The organism is Stenotrophomonas sp. AGC87, assembly GCF_057333975.1.
This window is the reverse complement of record NZ_JBHFHW010000030.1, coordinates 85,901-104,775: the sequence shown is the minus strand read 5'-3', so window position 1 is coordinate 104,775 and position 18,875 is coordinate 85,901. Positions and strand designations below refer to the sequence as shown.

General features: G+C 67.0%; 7 protein-coding genes and 1 pseudogene. 5 read left to right on the top strand and 3 right to left on the bottom strand.

The window, feature by feature from the left end; genetic code table 11:
• Positions 1 to 15: 15 nt before the first annotated feature.
• From ACE026_RS12230 to ACE026_RS12220, 3 genes are read right to left on the bottom strand one after another with little or no spacing between them, the layout of a single operon-like run.
• On the bottom strand, positions 16 to 414 hold the full coding sequence (locus tag ACE026_RS12230; protein WP_486039213.1) for a hypothetical protein: 399 nt from the start codon (positions 412 to 414) through the stop codon (positions 16 to 18).
• Positions 411 to 9,389 carry a two-partner secretion domain-containing protein gene (locus tag ACE026_RS12225; protein WP_486039212.1) on the bottom strand — a complete coding sequence of 2,993 codons (8,979 nt, stop codon included), beginning with the start codon at positions 9,387 to 9,389 and terminating at the stop codon, positions 411 to 413. The genes ACE026_RS12230 and ACE026_RS12225 overlap by 4 nt, the downstream gene beginning before the upstream one ends.
• A gap of 55 nt (positions 9,390 to 9,444) precedes the next feature.
• A complete protein-coding gene (locus ACE026_RS12220; protein ID WP_486039211.1) occupies positions 9,445 to 11,193 on the bottom strand; it encodes a ShlB/FhaC/HecB family hemolysin secretion/activation protein in 1,749 nt (582 codons plus the stop codon).
• Between the two features lie 412 nt (positions 11,194 to 11,605).
• On the opposite strand from ACE026_RS12220, the gene ACE026_RS12215 reads away from it, so the two are divergent.
• The 5 genes and pseudogenes from ACE026_RS12215 (at position 11,606) to pgaD (ending at position 18,833) form a co-directional block, all read left to right on the top strand.
• The gene (locus ACE026_RS12215; protein ID WP_486039210.1) at positions 11,606 to 12,817 is read left to right on the top strand and encodes a CynX/NimT family MFS transporter; all 1,212 of its coding nucleotides are present in this window, start codon (positions 11,606 to 11,608) and stop codon (positions 12,815 to 12,817) included.
• A gap of 346 nt (positions 12,818 to 13,163) precedes the next feature.
• On the top strand, positions 13,164 to 15,200 hold the full coding sequence (gene pgaA, locus ACE026_RS12210) for a poly-beta-1,6 N-acetyl-D-glucosamine export porin PgaA (protein WP_486039209.1): 2,037 nt from the start codon (positions 13,164 to 13,166) through the stop codon (positions 15,198 to 15,200).
• A 10-nt stretch (positions 15,201 to 15,210) separates the two neighbouring features.
• A complete protein-coding gene (pgaB, locus tag ACE026_RS12205) occupies positions 15,211 to 17,106 on the top strand; it encodes a poly-beta-1,6-N-acetyl-D-glucosamine N-deacetylase PgaB (protein ID WP_486039232.1) in 1,896 nt (631 codons plus the stop codon).
• A gap of 7 nt (positions 17,107 to 17,113) precedes the next feature.
• Positions 17,114 to 18,360 (top strand): annotated as a pseudogene (pgaC, locus tag ACE026_RS12200) (poly-beta-1,6-N-acetyl-D-glucosamine synthase).
• Positions 18,357 to 18,833 (top strand): poly-beta-1,6-N-acetyl-D-glucosamine biosynthesis protein PgaD, encoded by a 477-nt coding sequence (pgaD, locus tag ACE026_RS12195; protein ID WP_486039208.1) that lies wholly within the window; start codon positions 18,357 to 18,359, stop codon positions 18,831 to 18,833. The pseudogene pgaC and the gene pgaD overlap by 4 nt, the downstream one beginning before the upstream one ends.
• Positions 18,834 to 18,875: the final 42 nt, after the last annotated feature.

The following is an 18,875-nucleotide window of genomic DNA, read 5'->3' as shown; positions in this document are numbered from 1 at the left end:
GAGGCCGCCGCACGTTCATCGCGACTGGCAGGCAGGGAATCGACTCGCAATATCCCCTGAGCATGTCCCGGTGTATCGGTATCCCTTTTGCATCATGCAGCGCTGGACGTCGTCATTCTTCCGGGTGAGGCGCTGCACGGTTTCGGGACCGTTGCCGCCCTGCTGATCGATGCCGACATTGCCGTTCGCCATGCCGCCGCATGCCACCCACGCCGCCCCCAGTTGCGAGGCATCGGCCTTGCCCGCCGCCCAGCTGTCGCGCTGCGAAGGGGGATTGGCCAAGGCGTCGTAGGTTTTCTTGTCACAGTAGGCGCGCGGTGTCTGCGGGCCGCAGACGTTCCAGTTGCCTACCGAACACCCGGCCGACAACGCCAGGGAGAACAGCAGGCCAAGTGCACAGATGATTCGGATCATGGGGATGCCTTCACGAACGTGGTGATGGCCTGCCATACGCCTGGCGGCAGGCCTTTTGCCATTGCAAACGGGGCGGCCGTGGGGATGGCGAACACGCTCCATGTGTTGTGTACCTTCTGCAGCAGTGGGGAGCGCCCGCGTACTGCGTTGCCCTGCTCATCATACAACCCGCTCATCTGGCCGCCGATGTAGTCGTGTGGGCCCGCAAAGAACTCGATCAATCTGTCCTCCCAATCACCCTTGGAATAAGGGGTCCCGTTGAGCGTACCTTCGATACCTTGAATACCGCCGGTCAGGCCACCCAGTGCCTTGCCCTCTTCACTGGCCAGGAAGTCCTTCAGACTCATCTTCGCGGCGGTCGCGTTCCATTGCACATGCCCGTTGTCATCCAGTGCCAGCTTGCCGGTTTCGTCGGTAATGCAACGGCTGTTGGACGTGCCGCACAGCAGATCCAGATCGATGCGGGTTCCGCCCAGTTTGATGCCGTCGCCGTCCACACCAATGCTGATCCCGTTGATGTTGTTGAGGACGTTCTTGTTCTTGGATGTGGTCGGGTCCACTTCGGGATTGGAGGGATCGACGACGCCGGTGAACAGTTCCGAATTCTTGATCATCTCCTTCCTCATCCAGTCCGCCGCACTGGCCAGCGCCTCCTTGGAGACCGCGCTGGTCGCCGAGCCGGTCACCGCGCCGATCAGGATGTTGAGCATCTTCTCCTGCGTGCGCAGTTCATCGGCTTCAGCCTGCAGCGCAGCCTTCTGCTCCGGCGTGTCGGCATCCTCGTAACGCTCCTTGATGCTGGCGCCGCGGCTGGCCACATAGCTGCCCACCGCGCTGTGGGCCTGCTGGGTGAAGGCCGCGCTGATCTGCGCTTCGGCCTGCACCTTCTGCGCGAGTTCCACCGGATCCCAGTTGCGGATCAGCCCGTTGGCATCGTCGTTACTGAGCACACCGCGATTGAGGCTGGCCAGGGTGTCGTCGATGCTCTTGCCGGTCCTGGCCAGCTGCGCGTTGCCATCGGTGATGGTCAGCCCGCCTGCGCTGATGCCGCTGCGGGTGGTGCTGGCATCGCTGCCCTTGTCGCTGGCATAGCCGGGCGCGGCAGCGCTGGCATCGTTGCCATAGTTCTGCCAGGACCAGCTGCTGCCCTGCCCGGCCGCACCGGTGGACCCTGGCGTACCGTCGTTGCCACGGCCGCTGTTGCCGCCACTGGACGGGGCGCCGGTGCCGCTCTTGCTGAAGCCGCCGGACAGGCTGAGGCTGCTGGCCTTGTAATCGCTGCGGTTGTCCAGATCGCGCACGCTCAATGTGCTGGTGATCAGCTGGTTGCGGCCGTCGGCGATGGCCTGTTCGCTGGAGGCGATCACGCCACCGATCAGATCGGTATTGCCGCCTACGCGTACCTGGTAGCCACCGTCGCCCGCCTTGATTCCGCTCTGCTCGACAACACTGGCGTAGTCGCCATCCACCTTGGTGTTGCCGTAGCTGGCGCTGCCGGAGAAGCCCAGCCCCACCGTCACGCTGCCGCCGACACTGGTGTCCTTGCTGTGGAAGGTGGAGGTGTCCTGCAGGCTCTCGATGTTGAGGTCACCGCCGATATCGCCGATCACCTGGCGGCCACTGGCCACTGCGCCACGCAGGGTGGTGTCGCCGCCGGATTGCAGGACCAGCGTGTTGCCGGCGTTGACGTGGCTGTTGGTCCACTGCACATCGGTGCCCTCGCCCCTGCCCTTGGAGCCACTGGCGTTGGCGGTGATGCCCGCACTGGCACCGCCGGAGCCGATGCTGATCGCCACGCCGACACCACCGCTGGCCGCGCTGCTCTTGCGATCGGTTTCCTGCGTGTTCTTCGCCGCCAGCAGGGCGATATCGCCATCGGCCCGCAGGTAGGCGTTATTGCCGGCGTTGATGGTGCTGCCAACCACGGTCAGATCCGAGTCCTTGCCCGCGCCGGTGGCACTGATGCGCACGTCGCCGCCCGCGGTGATGCTGGAGCCGGCTGCGTTGTCGTGCGTGGTGGTGGTCTTGTTGTCGCTGCGTGCGCCGCCCACGGTGATGGAGATGTTGATGCCGCCCGCTGCACCCGGATCGGCCTGCACCGCACCGACCGCTGCCGCCGTGTTGAGCACGGTGGTCGCTGCCGCCAAGGTCTTCATGCGGCTGTCGTCGGTCTGGCTGGCCGCCTTCTTCATCTGCTCGGCGCTCTGGATCGCCGAAATCACCGGCGCGGTCAACGCCACCGTCAGCCCGGCCTGGCGGAACTTGTCCTCCTGGGTGGCTACGCCCGTCTCGCGGGCTTCCACGATATCGACCTTGCGCGCGTGGATGTCGACATCGCCCACCGGCGCAACAACGTGGCTGCCGACCTGGCGATAGTTGTTGCCCGCCACCATCACCACGTTGCCCGCGGTGGAGCCGACGGTGGACCCCGCGGCACTGGTACTCACGTCCTTGGCATCGCGGCTCTGCATCTGCGTGCCGACCGTGAACGCGACGCCGCCGTTGTAGAGGAAGCCGCTTTCATCCTTGCGCTTGTAGTGGCTCTCACCGCGCGTGTTGGTCGCCGCCTGCACGGTCAGATCGTTGTCGGCCAGCAGCACGGTGCCCGCATCGGAGACCACGTTGCTGCCGGTCACGGTGATGTTGTTGCCGCGCACCGCCACCTGGTGCCCGCTGAGCGTGCTGGCGATGGCCTGGGTTTCCTCCAGGCTATCGCGCGTGGTGTTGGTGGTGGACTTCAACAGCCCGCGATGGGTGTGCTTGCGGCCCTCGCTCCAATTGTTGCTCTGCTCGCCGCTGGCGATGCTGACGTCGTTGTCGGCCATCACCGAGATCGCGCCATCGCTGCTGTAGACCTGCGCGGCACGCAGGTTCACGTCATGCCCGGCCTGCAGTTGTACCGCCCCGGCGGTATCGAGGGTGGTGCCGACCTCCCGTTCGTAGCCTTGGCGCAGGTAGTTGTCGTTGTTGCGGACATTGTTTTCCTGGCGTGCTTCGGTGACCGTGCCCAGGGAGAGATCCCGACCCGCCGCGAGCAGGGTCTGGCCCTGTGCACCGGTGTTGACCACCTGGGCGCCGTCCATGCGCAGATCGCGGCCGGCCTTGGCCAGCAACGTGGCGCCCTGGTCACTCACGAACAACCCGGCCACACGATCGATGTTGGTCCGGCTGAAGTCGCTCAGTCCCGCGGTGTTCTGACCGCTGCGGGTGGTGGTGACCATGTTGAGATCACGGCCAGCACTGGCGACCAGCACGCTGCGCGCATCGATCAGGCCGCCGAGGTTGTCCAGATCGGTACGCGCGTTGGCACTGACCGTGTCACCGCTGATGCGGCCGTCCAGGTTGCGCAGGTTCTGCGCGTCGATCTTCACCGCGGTGCGGCCGGCGATGGTGCCGCTGTTGACCAGATCCCCGCGCAGGTTCAGCTCTACCGAGCGGCCGGCCAGCAGCGTGCCGGTGCCGTCGATATCGCCGGGGCGCACGCGAACATACACCTGCGGAACCAGTGCGGTGGTGGTGCTGCCATCGGCCAGGGTGACGCGCTGCTCGACCAGCCAGACGATGTCGCTGGTGAGCTGGGCCATCTGTGCCGGGGTCAGCGCCACGCCGGGGCGCAGGCCCCATGCGTCGGCGATGGTGGCCGCGTTGTCGAGCAGCGCGCGGTACTGCGCCTCATCGTCGGCGTAGCCGTCCAGGAAGCGGCGGCCGGTGAGCTGGGCGACCTGATCGCGGACCAGCTTCTGTTCGTAGAACCCATCGCCCAACCGCTTCTGCACGTTGGCCGGGTCCACGCCCATCTTCTGCAGCAGGTACTCCGAGCCCAGCCAGTTGCGGTAATCGGCAAAGCGCGGATCGGTCTCGACCAGGTACTGCCCCGCGTTCGGGCCGCTCTGGAACAGGCTGCTCTGCGGCAGTTCGGCCTCCACGCCGATGGTGCGGATCACGGTCGGCTGGTTGCCCGCCGCGCCTTGCGCACCGGTACCCGCAGTGCTGCCGGGACCGGCCAGCGAGGCCACGCTGGCGCTGACTTCGGTCACCTGGCGCTGCCCACCCACGGCACCGGCATCGGCCGCGCCCCCGACCTGCCCACCGACGGTACCGGTACTGACGCCACCCACCTGGTAGCCGCTGCCACCATCGCGGGTGTGCTCGGCCGTCCGGGTGACGCCCAGGTTGATGGTGCGCACTTCATCGGCCGGGCGATAGGCGATCTTCCGGTCCCACTTGCGTTCGTGATAGCGCTTGAAGCCACCGCGCCAGCGACTGTAGGTGTACTGGCTGGTGCCTTCCTCGTGCACCCGGTACTCACCGAATGCATCGATGTTGCGCAGGTTGCCGAGGTCGCCCAGCAACGCGCCGCCGGCCAGTATCTGGCTCTTGTCGTTGATCAGCTCATCACCGCGCAGGGTCATGGTGCCGCCGGAAATGATGCGGCCAGGCGCACTGGAGGCGACCTGGGTTTCGTACTCGGTGTGGGTGACGTCGTACTGGGTCCAGTCCTTGACATCGCCGTTGCCGTTCTTCCACCAGTACTTGCCGGCGCGGCTCCAGCTGGACCAGGTGAACTCGCTGGCATCGTGCATGCCCGGCGTGCCCTTGGGCTGGATGTACAGCTTCTTGGTCGGGCCCACCACCATCACTTCAGTGGTGGCAAAATGCTCGTTGCTGTTGAGCAGGCGCGTGGCATCGATGCTCAAGCCACCCAGCGACTCGATGGTCGCGCTGGCGTTGTGCACCAAGCCGGCGCGACCGACCGCATGCCCCTGCGCATCCAGCGCACCGCCGATATTGAGTGCGCTCTCGCCGCCGCCGGCGCTGAAGATCAACGCCTGCTCGCGGTTGACCACGGTGCCGGCGCCGATGTCCAGGCGCTCACGCGCGGCAATGGTGGCGGCGCGGGTGACGCCCTCCAGCGTTTCGTCGCTGTTGACCAGGGTGTTGGCACCGATCGACAGGCGGTCGCCATAGATGCGACCGGTGCCGACGTTGAGGATCACATTGGCATCGACGCGGGTGTCCACGCCGTCGATCAGGCCTCGGTTGCCAAGCACGCCATCGGCGCGCACCTGCGTGCGGATGCCGCTGATCTCGCCGGTGGCGAGGTTGTCGACCTGGCGTGCGTGCAGGTTCAGATCCCCGGCCTGCACCTTGCCTGCGTTGGTCCACAGCCCCTGCGTGGAGACCGTGGCCTTGCCATTGGCGGTGATCTGGCCATCGTTGCGGTAGTCCTGCTGCAGCGCCAGCACCAGATCGCCCTGCGACAACACCCGGCCGGTGCCGTTGAGCGCGTTGGCATGCAGCGTCTGGTTGCCCGCCGACAGCAGCGTGCCGTCGGTGTTGCCGACCTGGCCGGCGCGCACGTCCAGACTGCCCGCCGAGGACACCAGGCCTTGCTGGTTGAACAGTGCATCGGTCGCCTGCAGCGCAATGCGCTGGTCGGCAGCGATCATGCCGCTGCTGTTGTCGATCTGCGCGGCAGTGAGGTCCACGTTGCGACCCTGCAGCCCGAGCGCGGTGCCGCCGCCGCTCGTGGCGCGGTTGTCGATACGCGCGGCATGGGCGATCAGATCGCCACCGGCCACGGCCAGCCCGGCCTGGTTGACCAGCTCACCGCTCAGCTCGAGGGTCAGATTCTGGGCGGCCTGGAGACGGCCACCGCTGTTGTCCACGCGCTGCGCCTGCAGCAGCAGCGAGGTGCCGCTGCCGACCTGCCCGCCGCTGCGGTTGTCCAGCGAGGCCAGCCGCGCGTCCAACGTCGTCTGCGCCTGGACAAGGCCGGCACGGTTGTCCAGCTCGCCAGCACGCAAGGTCAGCCCGGCACCACTGACGATGCCGCCACGCGCGCCCGCGTCGGTATTGCCCAGCCGCTGGCCATGCGTATCGATGCTCATCCCGCCACTGGACTGCAACAGGCCAGCGCGGTTCTCCAGCGCACCACTGCGGAGATCCAGCGTGCCGGCGGTGGCGGCGATGATGCCTTCACTGTTGTCCACGCCGCCCAGACCCGTATCGAGGGCGAGCGAAGCACCGGCCAGCGTGCCACGCACGTTGGTCAGCCCTTGGCTGGTCACCGACAGCGCACGCTCGGCCTGGATCACACCGGCGGTGTTGTCGATATCGCTCGCACTGTCGAGCGAGACATCGCCCTCGACCGAGGCCAGCGTGCCCGCGTCACGGTTGATGATGCGCCCGGCCTGCACCTGCAGCGTGTCGTTGGCGGCGAGGGTGCCGGCGCTGTTGTCGAGGGTCTGGGCGACCGCCACGTCCAGCGTATCGCCTGCGTTGACGCTGCCACCGCGGTTGTCGAGGCTGCCGACGCGAAGCTGCTGCGCACCACCGGAGGCGATCATGCCGCCTTGGCGGTTATCGAGCAGGCCGTCCACGGTGAGCTGCAGCGCCCTGTCGCCGGCCGCCTGGAGCGTGCCAGCCTGGTTGTCCAGCTGACCAGCCCGCAGCATCAGATCGCCAGCGCTGGCCAGCGTACCGCGCTGGTTGTCGAACGCGCCGGTCACCTGCAGCGTGGAAGCCGCATCGCCTGCCGCCAGCAGTTTGCCGTCGCGGTTGGAGAGGCTGCCCGCCTGCACGGCGAGCGCACCGTTGCCGATGATCTGGCCGTTGTCGTTGAGCATCCCGTCGGTCACACGCAGGCCAAGCGTATCGGTACCGGTGGCGATCAACTCGCCACGGCGGTTGTCCAGCTGCCCGGCATCGATCTCCATGCGCACCGCCGAGGTGATACCGCCGGAGACGTCGATGCGCTGTCCCTGCAGGTGCAGCGCGCCGTTGCTGAGCAGCTTGCCGCCTGCCCCGGCCAGCGTCGCTGCGGTGATGTCCAGGCGGCCGCTGCCGGCCTGCTGCACCTGCCCGCCGGCGTTGTTGAACAGCGCTGTGCCGATGGCCAGATCGCCGTTGCTGGCGAGCGTGCCACCGCTGTTGTCCAGCGCGGCCGTCGCCTCGATGCGGTTGGCCTGGCTGCCGGTCGCCAGCAGCTGGCCGCCACGGTTGTCGAACGTATCGACCTGGAGATCGAGCGTGCCGGCCTGCAGTTCCGCCTGGCGATGATCGACCTGCCCCGCGCGCAGGCTGAGCGTGCCTGCCGTGGCGATCTCGCCGCGCTGGCCGTCCAGCGTGCCGGTGGTGAGCTGCAGGCCATCGCTGCCGGCATGCATCAGCGTGCCGTCAGTGTTGACCAGCACTGCACTGGTCAGCGCCAGTGAGGTGGCATTGCTGGCGAGACTGCCGTCGGTGTTGTCGAGCGTGCCTTGCACCCGCAGCTGGGCGGGTGCAGTGCCGCTGTGGGTGATCGTGCCACTGCGGTTGGACAGCTGCGTGGTGCTTACATCAAGGGCGCCGCCCACGTTCAATGCGCCGGCGTCGTTGTGCAGTGCCTGACCCTGCACGCGCAGGTCGCGCTGGGTGGTCAGCTCGCCCCGCCGATTGGACAGCGCGCCACCGTTCACGCTCAGGTCGCGCACGCCGATGCTGCCGCCGTCGTTGTCCAACGCACTGGCGCGCAGATCGATATCGCCACCGGCAAGCACCGCGCCGGTATCGTTGTCGAGCAGGCCGGCAATCACCACGCGGCCCTGCGCGAGCGGCGCGGTGGTCGGCGGAATCACGCCCGGCGCGCTGCCGTCGGTGCCGCCGTTGCCGGTGCCCGGCGTTGCTGGGCTGCCCGTGCCTTCCCCCGTGCCTGGCGTCGTCGGTGCGGTCACATCCTGCTGGGCCAGCGCGCCGATGCTGCCCTTGTCGCGGTTCTGCAGCTGCCCGCTCACTACTGCCAGCGCCTGCACACCCGCCTGCTCGATGCGCCCATCCCGGTTGACCAGCGAGGCGGCTTCCACATCCAGACGGGTGCCGTTGAGCTGGCCCCCCGTGTTGTCCAGATCCTGGCCGGTGCGCAGGTTCAACTCGCGACCTGCGCTGACCAGACCTTCATTGCGCACACCGCCGCTGGCCGCGATGCGGGTGTCGTCGCGCGCCTGCAGTTTGCCGGTGTTTTCCAGCCGGCCATCGACGGTGACCACCAGCTCACCGGTCTGCGCGCCGAGATTGCCGGCGTTTCGCACGCCCACGCCATGCTCGGTGCCCATCAGCAGAATCTTGTTGGCATACATGCCGCCGAGCTGCGCGACGTCCAGCGCGTACTGCGGCGCACTGCCTTCCGCGGCCTGCGCCTGCACGCGGCTCAGATCGGCACTGACCGTGTTGGCGCCAGTGGTGAGCTGCAGTTGCTGTGCCCACAGGCCTGCGTTGAGCTGCACCGAGCGCGCGATCAGATCGGTGTAGTCGACCCGGCTGGCATCCATGCCGGCGCCGAAGATACGGATGGCACCGCCCTGCACGCGGTATCCCTCCAGCGCACCGCCGTTGAACATCGGCGTGCCGGTGGTCAGAGTGATGCGGTTGGCGTTGATGAAGCCGCAGCCGTCGCAATCGATGCCGGCGGGGTTGGCGATCACCACCTGCGCGCGGTCGCCGGCCACTTCCACGTAGCCGCGCAGCTGGCTCGGGTTCGCTCCGTTGACCTCGTTGAGGATCACCCGCGCGGTGCCACCGGCCAGCCACGGGTTGCCCTGTACCCAGCCGCCGAGCTGGGACTGCGTGTTGCCGCGCGAATTGTTGAGGATGGCGCCCTGCTGGTCGACATCGAAACGCTGGTAGGTGTTGCGCGAGACACCGGCCGCACTCGGGGTCTGGATGTTGATCTGCGGCGTGCCGTTCGCCGTTTCCAGCACCGTCGGCCGCTGGTTGCCCGGCGCATTTGGATCGGCCACCACCTGCGCCGCGGCCATGCCGGTCACCCCGACCCAACCGAGCATCACCCACAACGCGAAGGCCATCGGGCGCAGTGCCGCCGTACGGTCACCGCCTTGGCCGGTGCCCGCTCCGCCGGGGCGCGGGGTGATCTCCGCGGCGACCTGCCAGAGCATGAGGGCGTGGTTGAACACGAGGCGGTACAGATGCTTGTTCATGACAGTTCCTTTGTGTGCGTGCGGTCGGCGCGGCGCGCAGGCGCCAGCGCTGGAATCAGAACGACCAGCTCAGGGTGAATCCGGTGACGGTGTACGCATTCTGGAAACCAGAGGGCTTGTTCAACGGGGCGCCGACGAAGCCGTCCCAGTAAAGGCCGCGATAGGACCCGCGCAGGCCGATCACGGTGCCTGCCAGGTCATTGCCCAGCTGCCATTGCGTGGCGCTGCCGCCGACATGACCGTAATCGGCGCCGACGTAGAACTCCTGGCCACCGCCGAGTGCCAGGCCGATGTCGTTGCGGATGAGCCAACCGCGCTCGCCCATCAGCGACATCTCGCCATCGAAGCCGCGCACGGTGTAGCGGCCACCGATCGCGAAGCGGTCCTGCGGCACCAGGCCGCCACGGTTCCATTGCGCGCGCCAGCTGCCGGTGTAGCGCAGGCGCTGCTGGCCAAGCTGGAACGGGACGCTCAGCTGCGCATCGGCGAAGTAGATTTTCGGGTGCGAAGTGGCTTCACCGAACAGCTCCTCGGGCGCTGCGATCGAGCCGAATGCCCCGGTGCCGCGGCGGAAGCCGAACGTGCCATCCAGCGTCGCCTGGCCAATGAAATGACGGTGGTTCAGGCCGAGTTCCCAGCCGCCCATGCGCCGGCGCTGCACCAGGATTTCGGTATCGTCGATGAAGTTGCGCGAGTCGCGCTCCCATGCACGCAGGTACATGCTGGTCTTGCTGCTGGCAGTGCGGAACAGCAGGCGCGTGGCCCGTACTTCGGCGTTGTAACTCTCGCCGCTGTACAGATACGACTGCTGGTTGCCGGCCACGGTCTGCTCGTACTCGTAGCCGCTGCGGGTAGCGCCGAACAGCCAGTAACCGACGGGCACGGAGTAGTGGAAGGTGAAGCCCTTGGTGCCGCGCTTGCCGCCACTGAACACGTCGTGGTTGAGGTTGACGTAGAACAGGTCGTTCTGGCGCAGCGCGTGGTCCAGCGACATCGTCGCGCCGGCCTGGGTCTTGCCGGTGGCCTTGCTGCCGGAGTCGTCCAGGCTCAGGTTGAAGCGCACCAGCCGCTGCTGCGACCACTGCACGACCAGGTCGCTCTGCCCGGGCGCGGCATCGGCGCCTTCGGCCGGGCTGATCTGGATGTCGGCCTCGGCGGTCGGCACCCGCTTGAAGTTCTCCAGCCCCTGTTCGATGTCACGCAGGTTGAGCAGGTCGCCGCTCCGCGCCGGGATCGCGTTCCACATCGTGGCATCGCGGTGGGTGCCTTCGGCGAAGCGGATCTGACGCAGCGTGCCGGGCACCAGCGTCAGTTCCAGCGCGCCGGTGGTCAGGTCCTGCGGCTGGGCCAGCACGCGCGTGGTGACGAAGCCGCGCTCCACGATGGCGTTCTGCACGCGCGACATCACCACGTTGATCCCGGCGGTGCCCAGGCAACGGCCAAGCGCCGGATCACCGTTGACGTTGGCCGCAGCCAACGCCCACTGGAAGCGTTCGGCCTGCTCGCCGCCCAAGGTGATGCGCTCGATCACGAAACACGGTGCCTCATCCTGGGGCAGCCGCTCCGGGGCCGCCACCGGGGCGTCCTGCAGGCGCGCATCGGGCCGTGTTTCAAGCTGCTCGCGCAGCGCGCGTTCGCGCTCCTGCTGGCGGAGCAGTTCCTGATCAGGGGCCGGCAGCTGCTGGGCGCTGGCCGGCAGACAGATCAGGGCCAGCGCGGCCGCCAGCGGGGCCAGAAGGAGGGTGCGCCGGGAAGCGCCATGAGAACCGGCGCGAGCCGGGGTGGGTAGTACGTGGTTTGGCATGCAGGATCTCGAACGTGGGCTGGCACGAACCATCGTTCGCTATAGACCGCCCCTATGGAGGCCCGCCAATTTAAGAGCTATTCGCGACATGAAAACCGTCAAAAACCCCACTCGTCGGGTAGGACAACCACCCACCTGCATGTAGGTATTTTCCTAAATAGTCATTTTTTTGACGCAGCTCACATGGGAGGGGATCGCGCGACCCTTGTTGTGAACACGTTTTCACACGTAGCGCCTGCCGAAGGGCTCGATGAGGGACCTGCCGGGATCGAACCCGTACAATGGCCGGTCCTGGCCCCGCCTTCGGCGACGGCCCAGTCCCCTACCCCGCAGATGCCGGCCGCTGGCCGGTCTCTGCCGTTGCACCCGCGTGCCTGAGGCCACGGTGCGCCACCTGTCAGGAAACATGCTGATGACTCACCCCACCTCACCGTCCCAGTCCCTGCTTCACGGGCGCCTGCTGGCCTTTGCCGCGATCCTGCTGGCCGCCTTGAACCTGCGCACCGCGGTCACCTCGCTGACCCCGCTGTTGGATGTGCTCGGCCAGACCTTCGGCTTCGGCACCACCATGACCGGCGTGCTCGGCATGCTGCCGACGGCCGCCTTCGCGCTGTTCGGCGTGACCACCCCGGCAGTGGCGCGCCGGCTGGGCCTGGAGCGCACCGCCCTGCTGGCGATGAGCCTGGCCACCGTGGGCCTGCTGCTGCGCTCGATGGCCGGCGGCGTGGGCAGCCTGCTGTTCGGCTCGGTGGTGGCGCTGGCCGGCATGGGCATCGGCAACGTGGTGGTACCGCCGCTGGTGAAGCGTTACTTCGCCAACCGCGTGGGCACCATGAGCACGCTCTACATCACCGTGCTGCAGATCGGCACGATGATGCCGGCCCTGCTGGCAGTACCCGTCGCGCAGCAGGCGGGCTGGCGCGTATCGCTGGGCATCTGGGCACTGATGTCGCTGGCGGCGGCGCTGCCGTGGCTCATGCTCTCCCGTGCCCGCCCGCACCCGGACACGATCAGCGCCGCAAACGATCCTGCCAGCGCGCCGCACGGCAAGGTCTGGAAGACGCCGCTGGCCTGGGGCATGACCCTGATGTTCGGCATGACCTCGTTGATGACCTATTCGATGTTCACCTGGTTGCCGCGCATCGTGGTCGAAGCCGGTGCCACGCCGGCCTTCGGCGGCATCATGGTCGCCATCTTCGCCGCCTGCGGCCTGCTGCCGTCGCTGACCATGCCGGCCCTGGCCGTGCGTCTGCGCAATCCCTTCCCGCTGGTGCTGATCGGTTTCAGTGCCTTCCTGATCGCTTTCGCCGGCCTGCTGTACGCACCGATGAAGGCTCCCTGGCTGTGGGCGGTGCTGCTTGGCATCGGGCCGTCCACGTTCCCGCTGGCCCTGACCCTGATCAACCTGCGGACCCGCACCCCCGCCGGTTCGGCCGCGTTGTCCGGCTTCATGCAGGGCGTGGGCTATGCCTTCAGCTGCCTGGGCCCGTTCCTGTTCGGCTGGCTGCACGCGGTCAGCGGCGGCTGGCACCTGCCGTTCGGCTTCCTGGTGCTGTGCGCGGTGGTGCTGTTGTGCGCCTCGTGGGTCGCCTGCAAACCGCAGAAGCTCGAAGACCAGTGGTAAGCGCCCCGGCGCGTCCATCTACACGCGCTGTGCGCAACTGCTGACGTAGCGTGTCGCTAACTGACCCGATGCCAGGCATCGGGCGGTGTTCGGAGCCCCTGGTACCGCCAGGTGGCTGAACAGCTTCATGGCGACGGAGTGCGCTTTCCCATGTTGGCGACATGGTCTGAATCTGTAGCAATTCAATGACTTGCCCCTCTCCTCCGGGTTCCGCCCGGGGGCTGATCGGCCGTACCCGGCCCATAACGATTTGGCAACAACTGCGCAGTCAGGCACGATTGGCATGTGATGTGCGTCACACTTTTGACGCAACACACCTTTGAAAGGATGCTCCAAGGGGGGTTCCATGTACGACCATCGGCCGCTGGCGCTCTGCGTCGGCCTGGCATGCGCCACACTCGCTTTTTCCGCTCCGGCGGCCGCTGCAGCCACTGCGCGGGACAACGCATTGGCCGAGATCGGCCAGTTCCGGGACCACGCCCAATGGCTGGATGCACTGGCGGCGATCGAGCGGGCACGGGTCCAGTCGCCCGACGACGAACTGCTGTATCGCCTGCAGGTGCTGACCCTGGCGGACATCGGCAACGCGCACCGCGCCTGGCAGCTGTACCTGGCGCGCCCCACCCTGTTCGATGCGGCACAGAAAGAACGGCTGGAAGGCAATTACCTGGCCAAGCTGGTGGGCTGGAGCCTGGCCTATGGCCCCAGCGAGGACACCCGCCTGGATGAAGCCGATGCCGCGCTGGTGCAGATGCAGCAGTACCTCGAGCGCGATGGCACCACGGTGCATCAGGCGCCACTGCGGATCCGCTATGACCGCCTGATCCTGCTCAATCGACTGGGCCGCCATGCACAGGTGCGCGAGGAGTACCGCACGCTGCTCGCCGAGGGCCACCCGGTACCGAACTATCTGCTGGCCGCCGTCGGCGATTCGCTGATGGCCACACAGCATCCGGCCGAGGCGATCCCGGTGCTGGAAGCCGCACTCAACGCCGATCCGTCGCTGCCGCAGGCGCGCTCGGAACTGGCTTATGCGTATCTGGAGGACGAGCAGGCCGACACCGCGATCGCCCTGCTGAAGAAGTGGCAGACCGATGAGCCCGCGTGGCGCTGGGCCAATGGTGCCAAGGCGCCGTATCCGAACTGGCCGCGCTACGAAGCCGACCTCAACCTGGCCATGGTGCGTGCCTACAGTGGCGACCTGCCCACCGCCCAGCGCGATCTGGAGAAGATGGTCGAGATCGGCCCGGGCAACACCGGCACGCAATCCTCGCTGGGCAACATCTATCTCATGCGTGGCTGGCCGCGACGAGCGCTGGAGCGCTACAGCATGGCCAACACGCTGGACCCGCGCGACGTACCGGCGCGTCTCGGTCAGTACGATGCCTACGTGCAGCTGCAACGCGATGACCTGGCTCGGCCGGTTCGTGACACCCTGCTCGCCGCCTATCCGAACCAGCCCTCCGTGCAGCGCATGGATCGCAGTTGGCGGGCGCACCGTGGCTGGCAGTGGCATGCCTACGCCGAAGGTGGGCGCAGCTCGGGCGGTGGCGGCACCTCACCGCTGGGCAACGATGACGGCCGCTACGGCGTGGAAGTGCAGTCCCCGGTGCTGGACGACCGCTGGCGCCTGGTCGCGTTCGCCGATCGGCGCAGCGTGGATTTCCAGGACCAGACCATCGACCCGTTGCGGATCGGTGCGGGTACGCGCTACCGCTACGGCCGCGCCGATGCCGAAGCCTTCGTCAACCGCGCCAACGACCACATCGGCGATACCGGCCTCAGCGCCGGGTTCGGCTGGCAGTTCAGTGATCAATGGCATGCCGGCATCACCGCCGCACGCAACGACCCGGATGCCTCGATGCAGGCGCGGGTGTCGGGCATCACCGCCGACAGCATCGCACTGGCGGCCGACTATCGGCGCGACGAGCGCACCCACTGGAGCGTGGGGGCCAGCCAGTTCCGCTACGACGACGGCAACCGTCGCGATACCGTCAGCACCGCCATCGAGCAGCGCCTGATGACCCGGCCGACGGTGTTCCTGGACGGTCTGGGCAGCGTGTATGCCAGCCGCGGCAGCCGCGATGACGTGCCCTACTTCAACCCCTCCGAGGATCACTCGGTGGAGATCGGCCTGCGCGTGGACCAGCAGCTGTGGCGCCACTACGAACGCCACTTCCGGCACCGCCTGACCGTCTCCGTGGGGCAGTACTGGCAGCAGGGCTATGGCAGCGCGATCGTGCCCTCGGCCGAGTACCGCCATGAGTGGCAGCTCGGCGAAGGCCGCATTTTCGAGTACGGCATCCGCTGGTCGCGACCGGTCTATGACGGACAGCGTGAACGACACATCGGCTTGGATGCCGGCCTGCGGTGGGGAGAATGACATGCGGCACATGGACTTGAAGCGCTGGACCCGCTGGCTGTTGCTGGCCCTGCTCACTGCGGTGCTGCCGGCACAGGCACAGCAACCACCGGCCGTACTTGATGCCGCCGACAACGGACTGCTGGTGCTCAGCTACCACGACATCCGCGACGAGGTTGCCGCCCGCGGCGACCCGGACGCGTATGCCGTGAGCACGCAGAACTTCGCCGCACACCTGGACTGGCTGTCCGCACATGGGTATCACCCGGTGTCGCTGTCGCAGCTGATCACCGCCTCGAAGGGCGGCACGCCGCTGCCCCCCAAGCCGGTACTGCTGACCTTCGATGACGGCCTGCGCAGCGTGTACAGCAAAGTCTTCCCGCTGCTGCGCGCCTACAACTATCCGGCGCTGGTCGCGGTGATCACCGACTACGTGGACATGCCGGCCGGGCGCCAGATCGACTACGGCTACCGCCCCTTCACCCGCGATGATTTCCTGACCTGGGCGCAGCTGCGCGAGATGCAGAAAAGTGGGCTGATCGAACTGGCCAGCCACACCGACAACCTGCACCATGGCGTGCAGTCCAATCCACAGGGCAACTCCACCCCGGCGGTGATCACCCGGACCTACGATCCGGCCCGGAAGACCTACGAAACCGCGGCCGAGTACGAGGCCCGCCTGCGCGCCGACCTGGGCCGCAGCGTGGAGCGCATCCAGCGCAATGTCGGCGTCAGCCCCAAGGCGATCGTGTGGCCCTACGCGGCCTACAACGCGCTGAGCAACACTATCGCCGAGCAGCTGGGCATGCCGGTCTCGTTCGATCTGGAAGGGCGCAGCACGCCGGTCAAGCCTGATCTGCACGGTCTGGCCCGGTTGCTGGTGACCAACAACCCCACCGTGGTGCAGCTGGCCTATGAACTGCGCCGCGATGTCGAGCGCGATGGCATGCGGGCCCTGCAGATCGACCTGGATGCGGTCTACGATGCCGACCCGGTGCAACAGGGCAAGAACCTGGATGCGCTGATCGACCGGGTCAAGAAGATCGGCCCGACCCACGTGTTCCTGCAGGCCTTCGCCGATCCGGACGGCAACGGCTCGGCCGATGCGCTGTACTTCCCCAACCGCCATCTGCCGATGCGTGCGGACCTGTTCAACCGCGTGGCGTGGCAGCTCAAGACGCGCGCCGGGGTGAAGGTGTTCGCGTGGCTGCCGGTGCTGGGCTACGAGCTCAAGGACCCGGCCATCCGCAAGGCGCTGGCCATCGAGAGCCCGGAAAGCGACGGCATCTTCCGGTTGGACTTCACCCGGCCCCAGGTCCGCAAGATCATCGACGACATCTACGAAGACCTGGCGATCAACTCGTACTTCGAGGGCCTGCTCTTCCACGATGATGCCTACCTGCGCGACACCGAGCTGACCCAGTTGCCGCAGGAAGGCGATGACGGTGCACGTACCCAGGCCCTGATCGACTTCACGCTGGAACTGCGCACCGCCGCGCAGCGCTGGCGGCCCAAGCTGGGCACCGTGCGCAACCTGTATGCCCAGCCCGTGCTGGAACCGCAGAGCGCGAGCTGGTTCGCCCAGCGCCTGGACCTGTTCAACAAGGCCTACGACCACACCGCCCTGATGGCGATGCCGTGGATGGAAGGCAGCCGCAGCCCGGAACGCTGGCTGGACCGGCTGGTGGTGGCGGTGAAGCAACACGATCCGCAGTTGTCGCAGACGATGTTCGAGCTGCAGACGCTGGACTGGCGCACCGGCAAGCCGATCCCCGGCGACCGCCTGCGCGCGCAGATCCGTCGTCTACAGGCGCAGGGCGTGCGTCATTTCGCCTGGTATCCGGATGACTTCATCGCCGGACGTCCCTCCACGTATGACGCCCGCGCGGCCATGTCGGCCCGCAGCTTCCCGTACGAGGAAAAGTGAGGTCGCCATGCATCCTCTTCTCTATACCCTGTTCCAGTTCGCCTTCTTCTACCCGATGGTGATGGCCTTCTTCTGGATGTCCGGCGGCCTGTATTACTTCTTCCGGCGCGAACGCAGGCACGCGACCGCGATGATCCGCCGCCGATGGACGAGTACCCGTTCGCGTCGATCCTGATTCCCTGCCACAACGAGGCGGAGAATCTGGACGACACGCTCGGCTCGGCGCTCAAGCAGACCTACCCAGATTTCGAAGTGATCGCCATCAACGATGGCAGCAGCGACGATACCGGGGCACGGCTGGATGCCCTGGCCGCCCTGCACCCACGCCTGCGCGTGGTGCATCTGGACCGCAACCTGGGCAAGGCCAATGCGCTGCGCATGGGCGCGCTCGCCGCTCGCTCGGAGTTCCTGGTGTGCATCGATGGCGATGCGATGCTGGAGGAATACGCCACGCACTGGATGGTCTGGCACCTGACCTCCGGCCCGCGCGTGGGTGCGGTGACCGGCAACCCGCGCATCCGCAACCGCTCCACCCTGCTGGGCCGGCTGCAGGTGGCCGAGTTCTCCTCGATCATCGGCATGATCAAACGTGCGCAGCGGGTATACGGGCGCATCTTCACCATCTCCGGCGTGATCGCCGCGTTCCGTCGCACCGCGCTGCACCGGATCGGCTACTGGGCCGATGACATGGTGACCGAAGACATCGACATCAGCTGGCGCCTGCAGCTGGATCATTGGGACATCCGCTACGAGCCCAACGCGCTGTGTTTCATCCTGATGCCGGAAACGCTGAAGGGGCTGTGGCGGCAGCGGCTGCGCTGGGCGCAAGGCGGCGTGGAAGTGCTGCTGCGGCATGGCGGCTCGCTGTTCCACTGGCGCAAGCGGCGGATGTGGGGCGTGCTGCTGGAGTACATCCTCAGCGTGCTCTGGGCGTACACGATGCTGGCCATCATCGTGCTATGGGCGCTGGGCAAGTTCATGGTGCTGCCGCCGGAGTTGTACATCGCCACGCTGCTGCCGCAGTGGCATGGCGTGATCCTGGCCCTGGTCTGTCTGCTGCAGTTCGCCAGCAGCCTGATCATCGACCGCCGTTACGAGACGCATATTGGACGTAATTACTTCTGGGTGATCTGGTACCCGATGGCGTACTGGCTCATCAGTCTGTTCACGACCCTGGTGGCGTTCCCCAAGACGATCTTCAAACGTCGTGGCAAGCGCGCGGTCTGGGTCAGTCCTGACCGGGGTATCCGATGAACACTGTCAAATCCACCCGCCGCTTCGACTCGCGGCTGATCCAGAAACCACGCAAGCAGCCGCGGCTGCAGCGTACCGCCTGGGGCTTTGTGACCATCGCCTTCTGGGCGTTCTACTTCTACCTGTGGGCGCCGCTGGTGACGCTGGTCTCCTGGCTGCTGGGCGGGCAGATGGCCTGGACCCAGCTGTATGAGCAGAAGCAGACGGTCGATCCGTTCGTGGTGATCGCACTGCCGGTGATGCTGGTCTGCTGCGCGGCGCTGCTGATCGCCTGGGCCGAGTACAACCGCATGCGGTTCACGGGCAAGGAGCGTCGGCTGCCGCATGACGATGTGACCCGCGAAGAGATGGCGCATGACCTGGGCGCGGATGCGGATGTGGCTGCATTGCTGGCCAATGGCAAGGCCGTGACCCTGCACATGGATGATCATGCGCGGCCGGTGCGGGTGACCGCGCAGGCGCTGGCCGGTTGAGGGTCGTGGGGGGGGGGGGGGGGGGGGGGGGGGGGGGGGGGG

Bases quoted from the DNA above. Each gene is read 5' to 3' on its own strand.
- ACE026_RS12230 (WP_486039213.1), bottom strand. From the start codon at position 414: ATGATCCGAATCATCTGTGCACTTGGCCTGCTGTTCTCCCTGGCGTTG.
- ACE026_RS12225 (WP_486039212.1), bottom strand. From the start codon at position 9,389: ATGAACAAGCATCTGTACCGCCTCGTGTTCAACCACGCCCTCATGCTC.
- ACE026_RS12220 (WP_486039211.1), bottom strand. From the start codon at position 11,193: ATGCCAAACCACGTACTACCCACCCCGGCTCGCGCCGGTTCTCATGGC.
- ACE026_RS12215 (WP_486039210.1), top strand. From the start codon at position 11,606: ATGACTCACCCCACCTCACCGTCCCAGTCCCTGCTTCACGGGCGCCTG.
- pgaA (WP_486039209.1), top strand. From the start codon at position 13,164: ATGTACGACCATCGGCCGCTGGCGCTCTGCGTCGGCCTGGCATGCGCC.
- pgaB (WP_486039232.1), top strand. From the start codon at position 15,211: ATGGACTTGAAGCGCTGGACCCGCTGGCTGTTGCTGGCCCTGCTCACT.
- pgaD (WP_486039208.1), top strand. From the start codon at position 18,357: ATGAACACTGTCAAATCCACCCGCCGCTTCGACTCGCGGCTGATCCAG.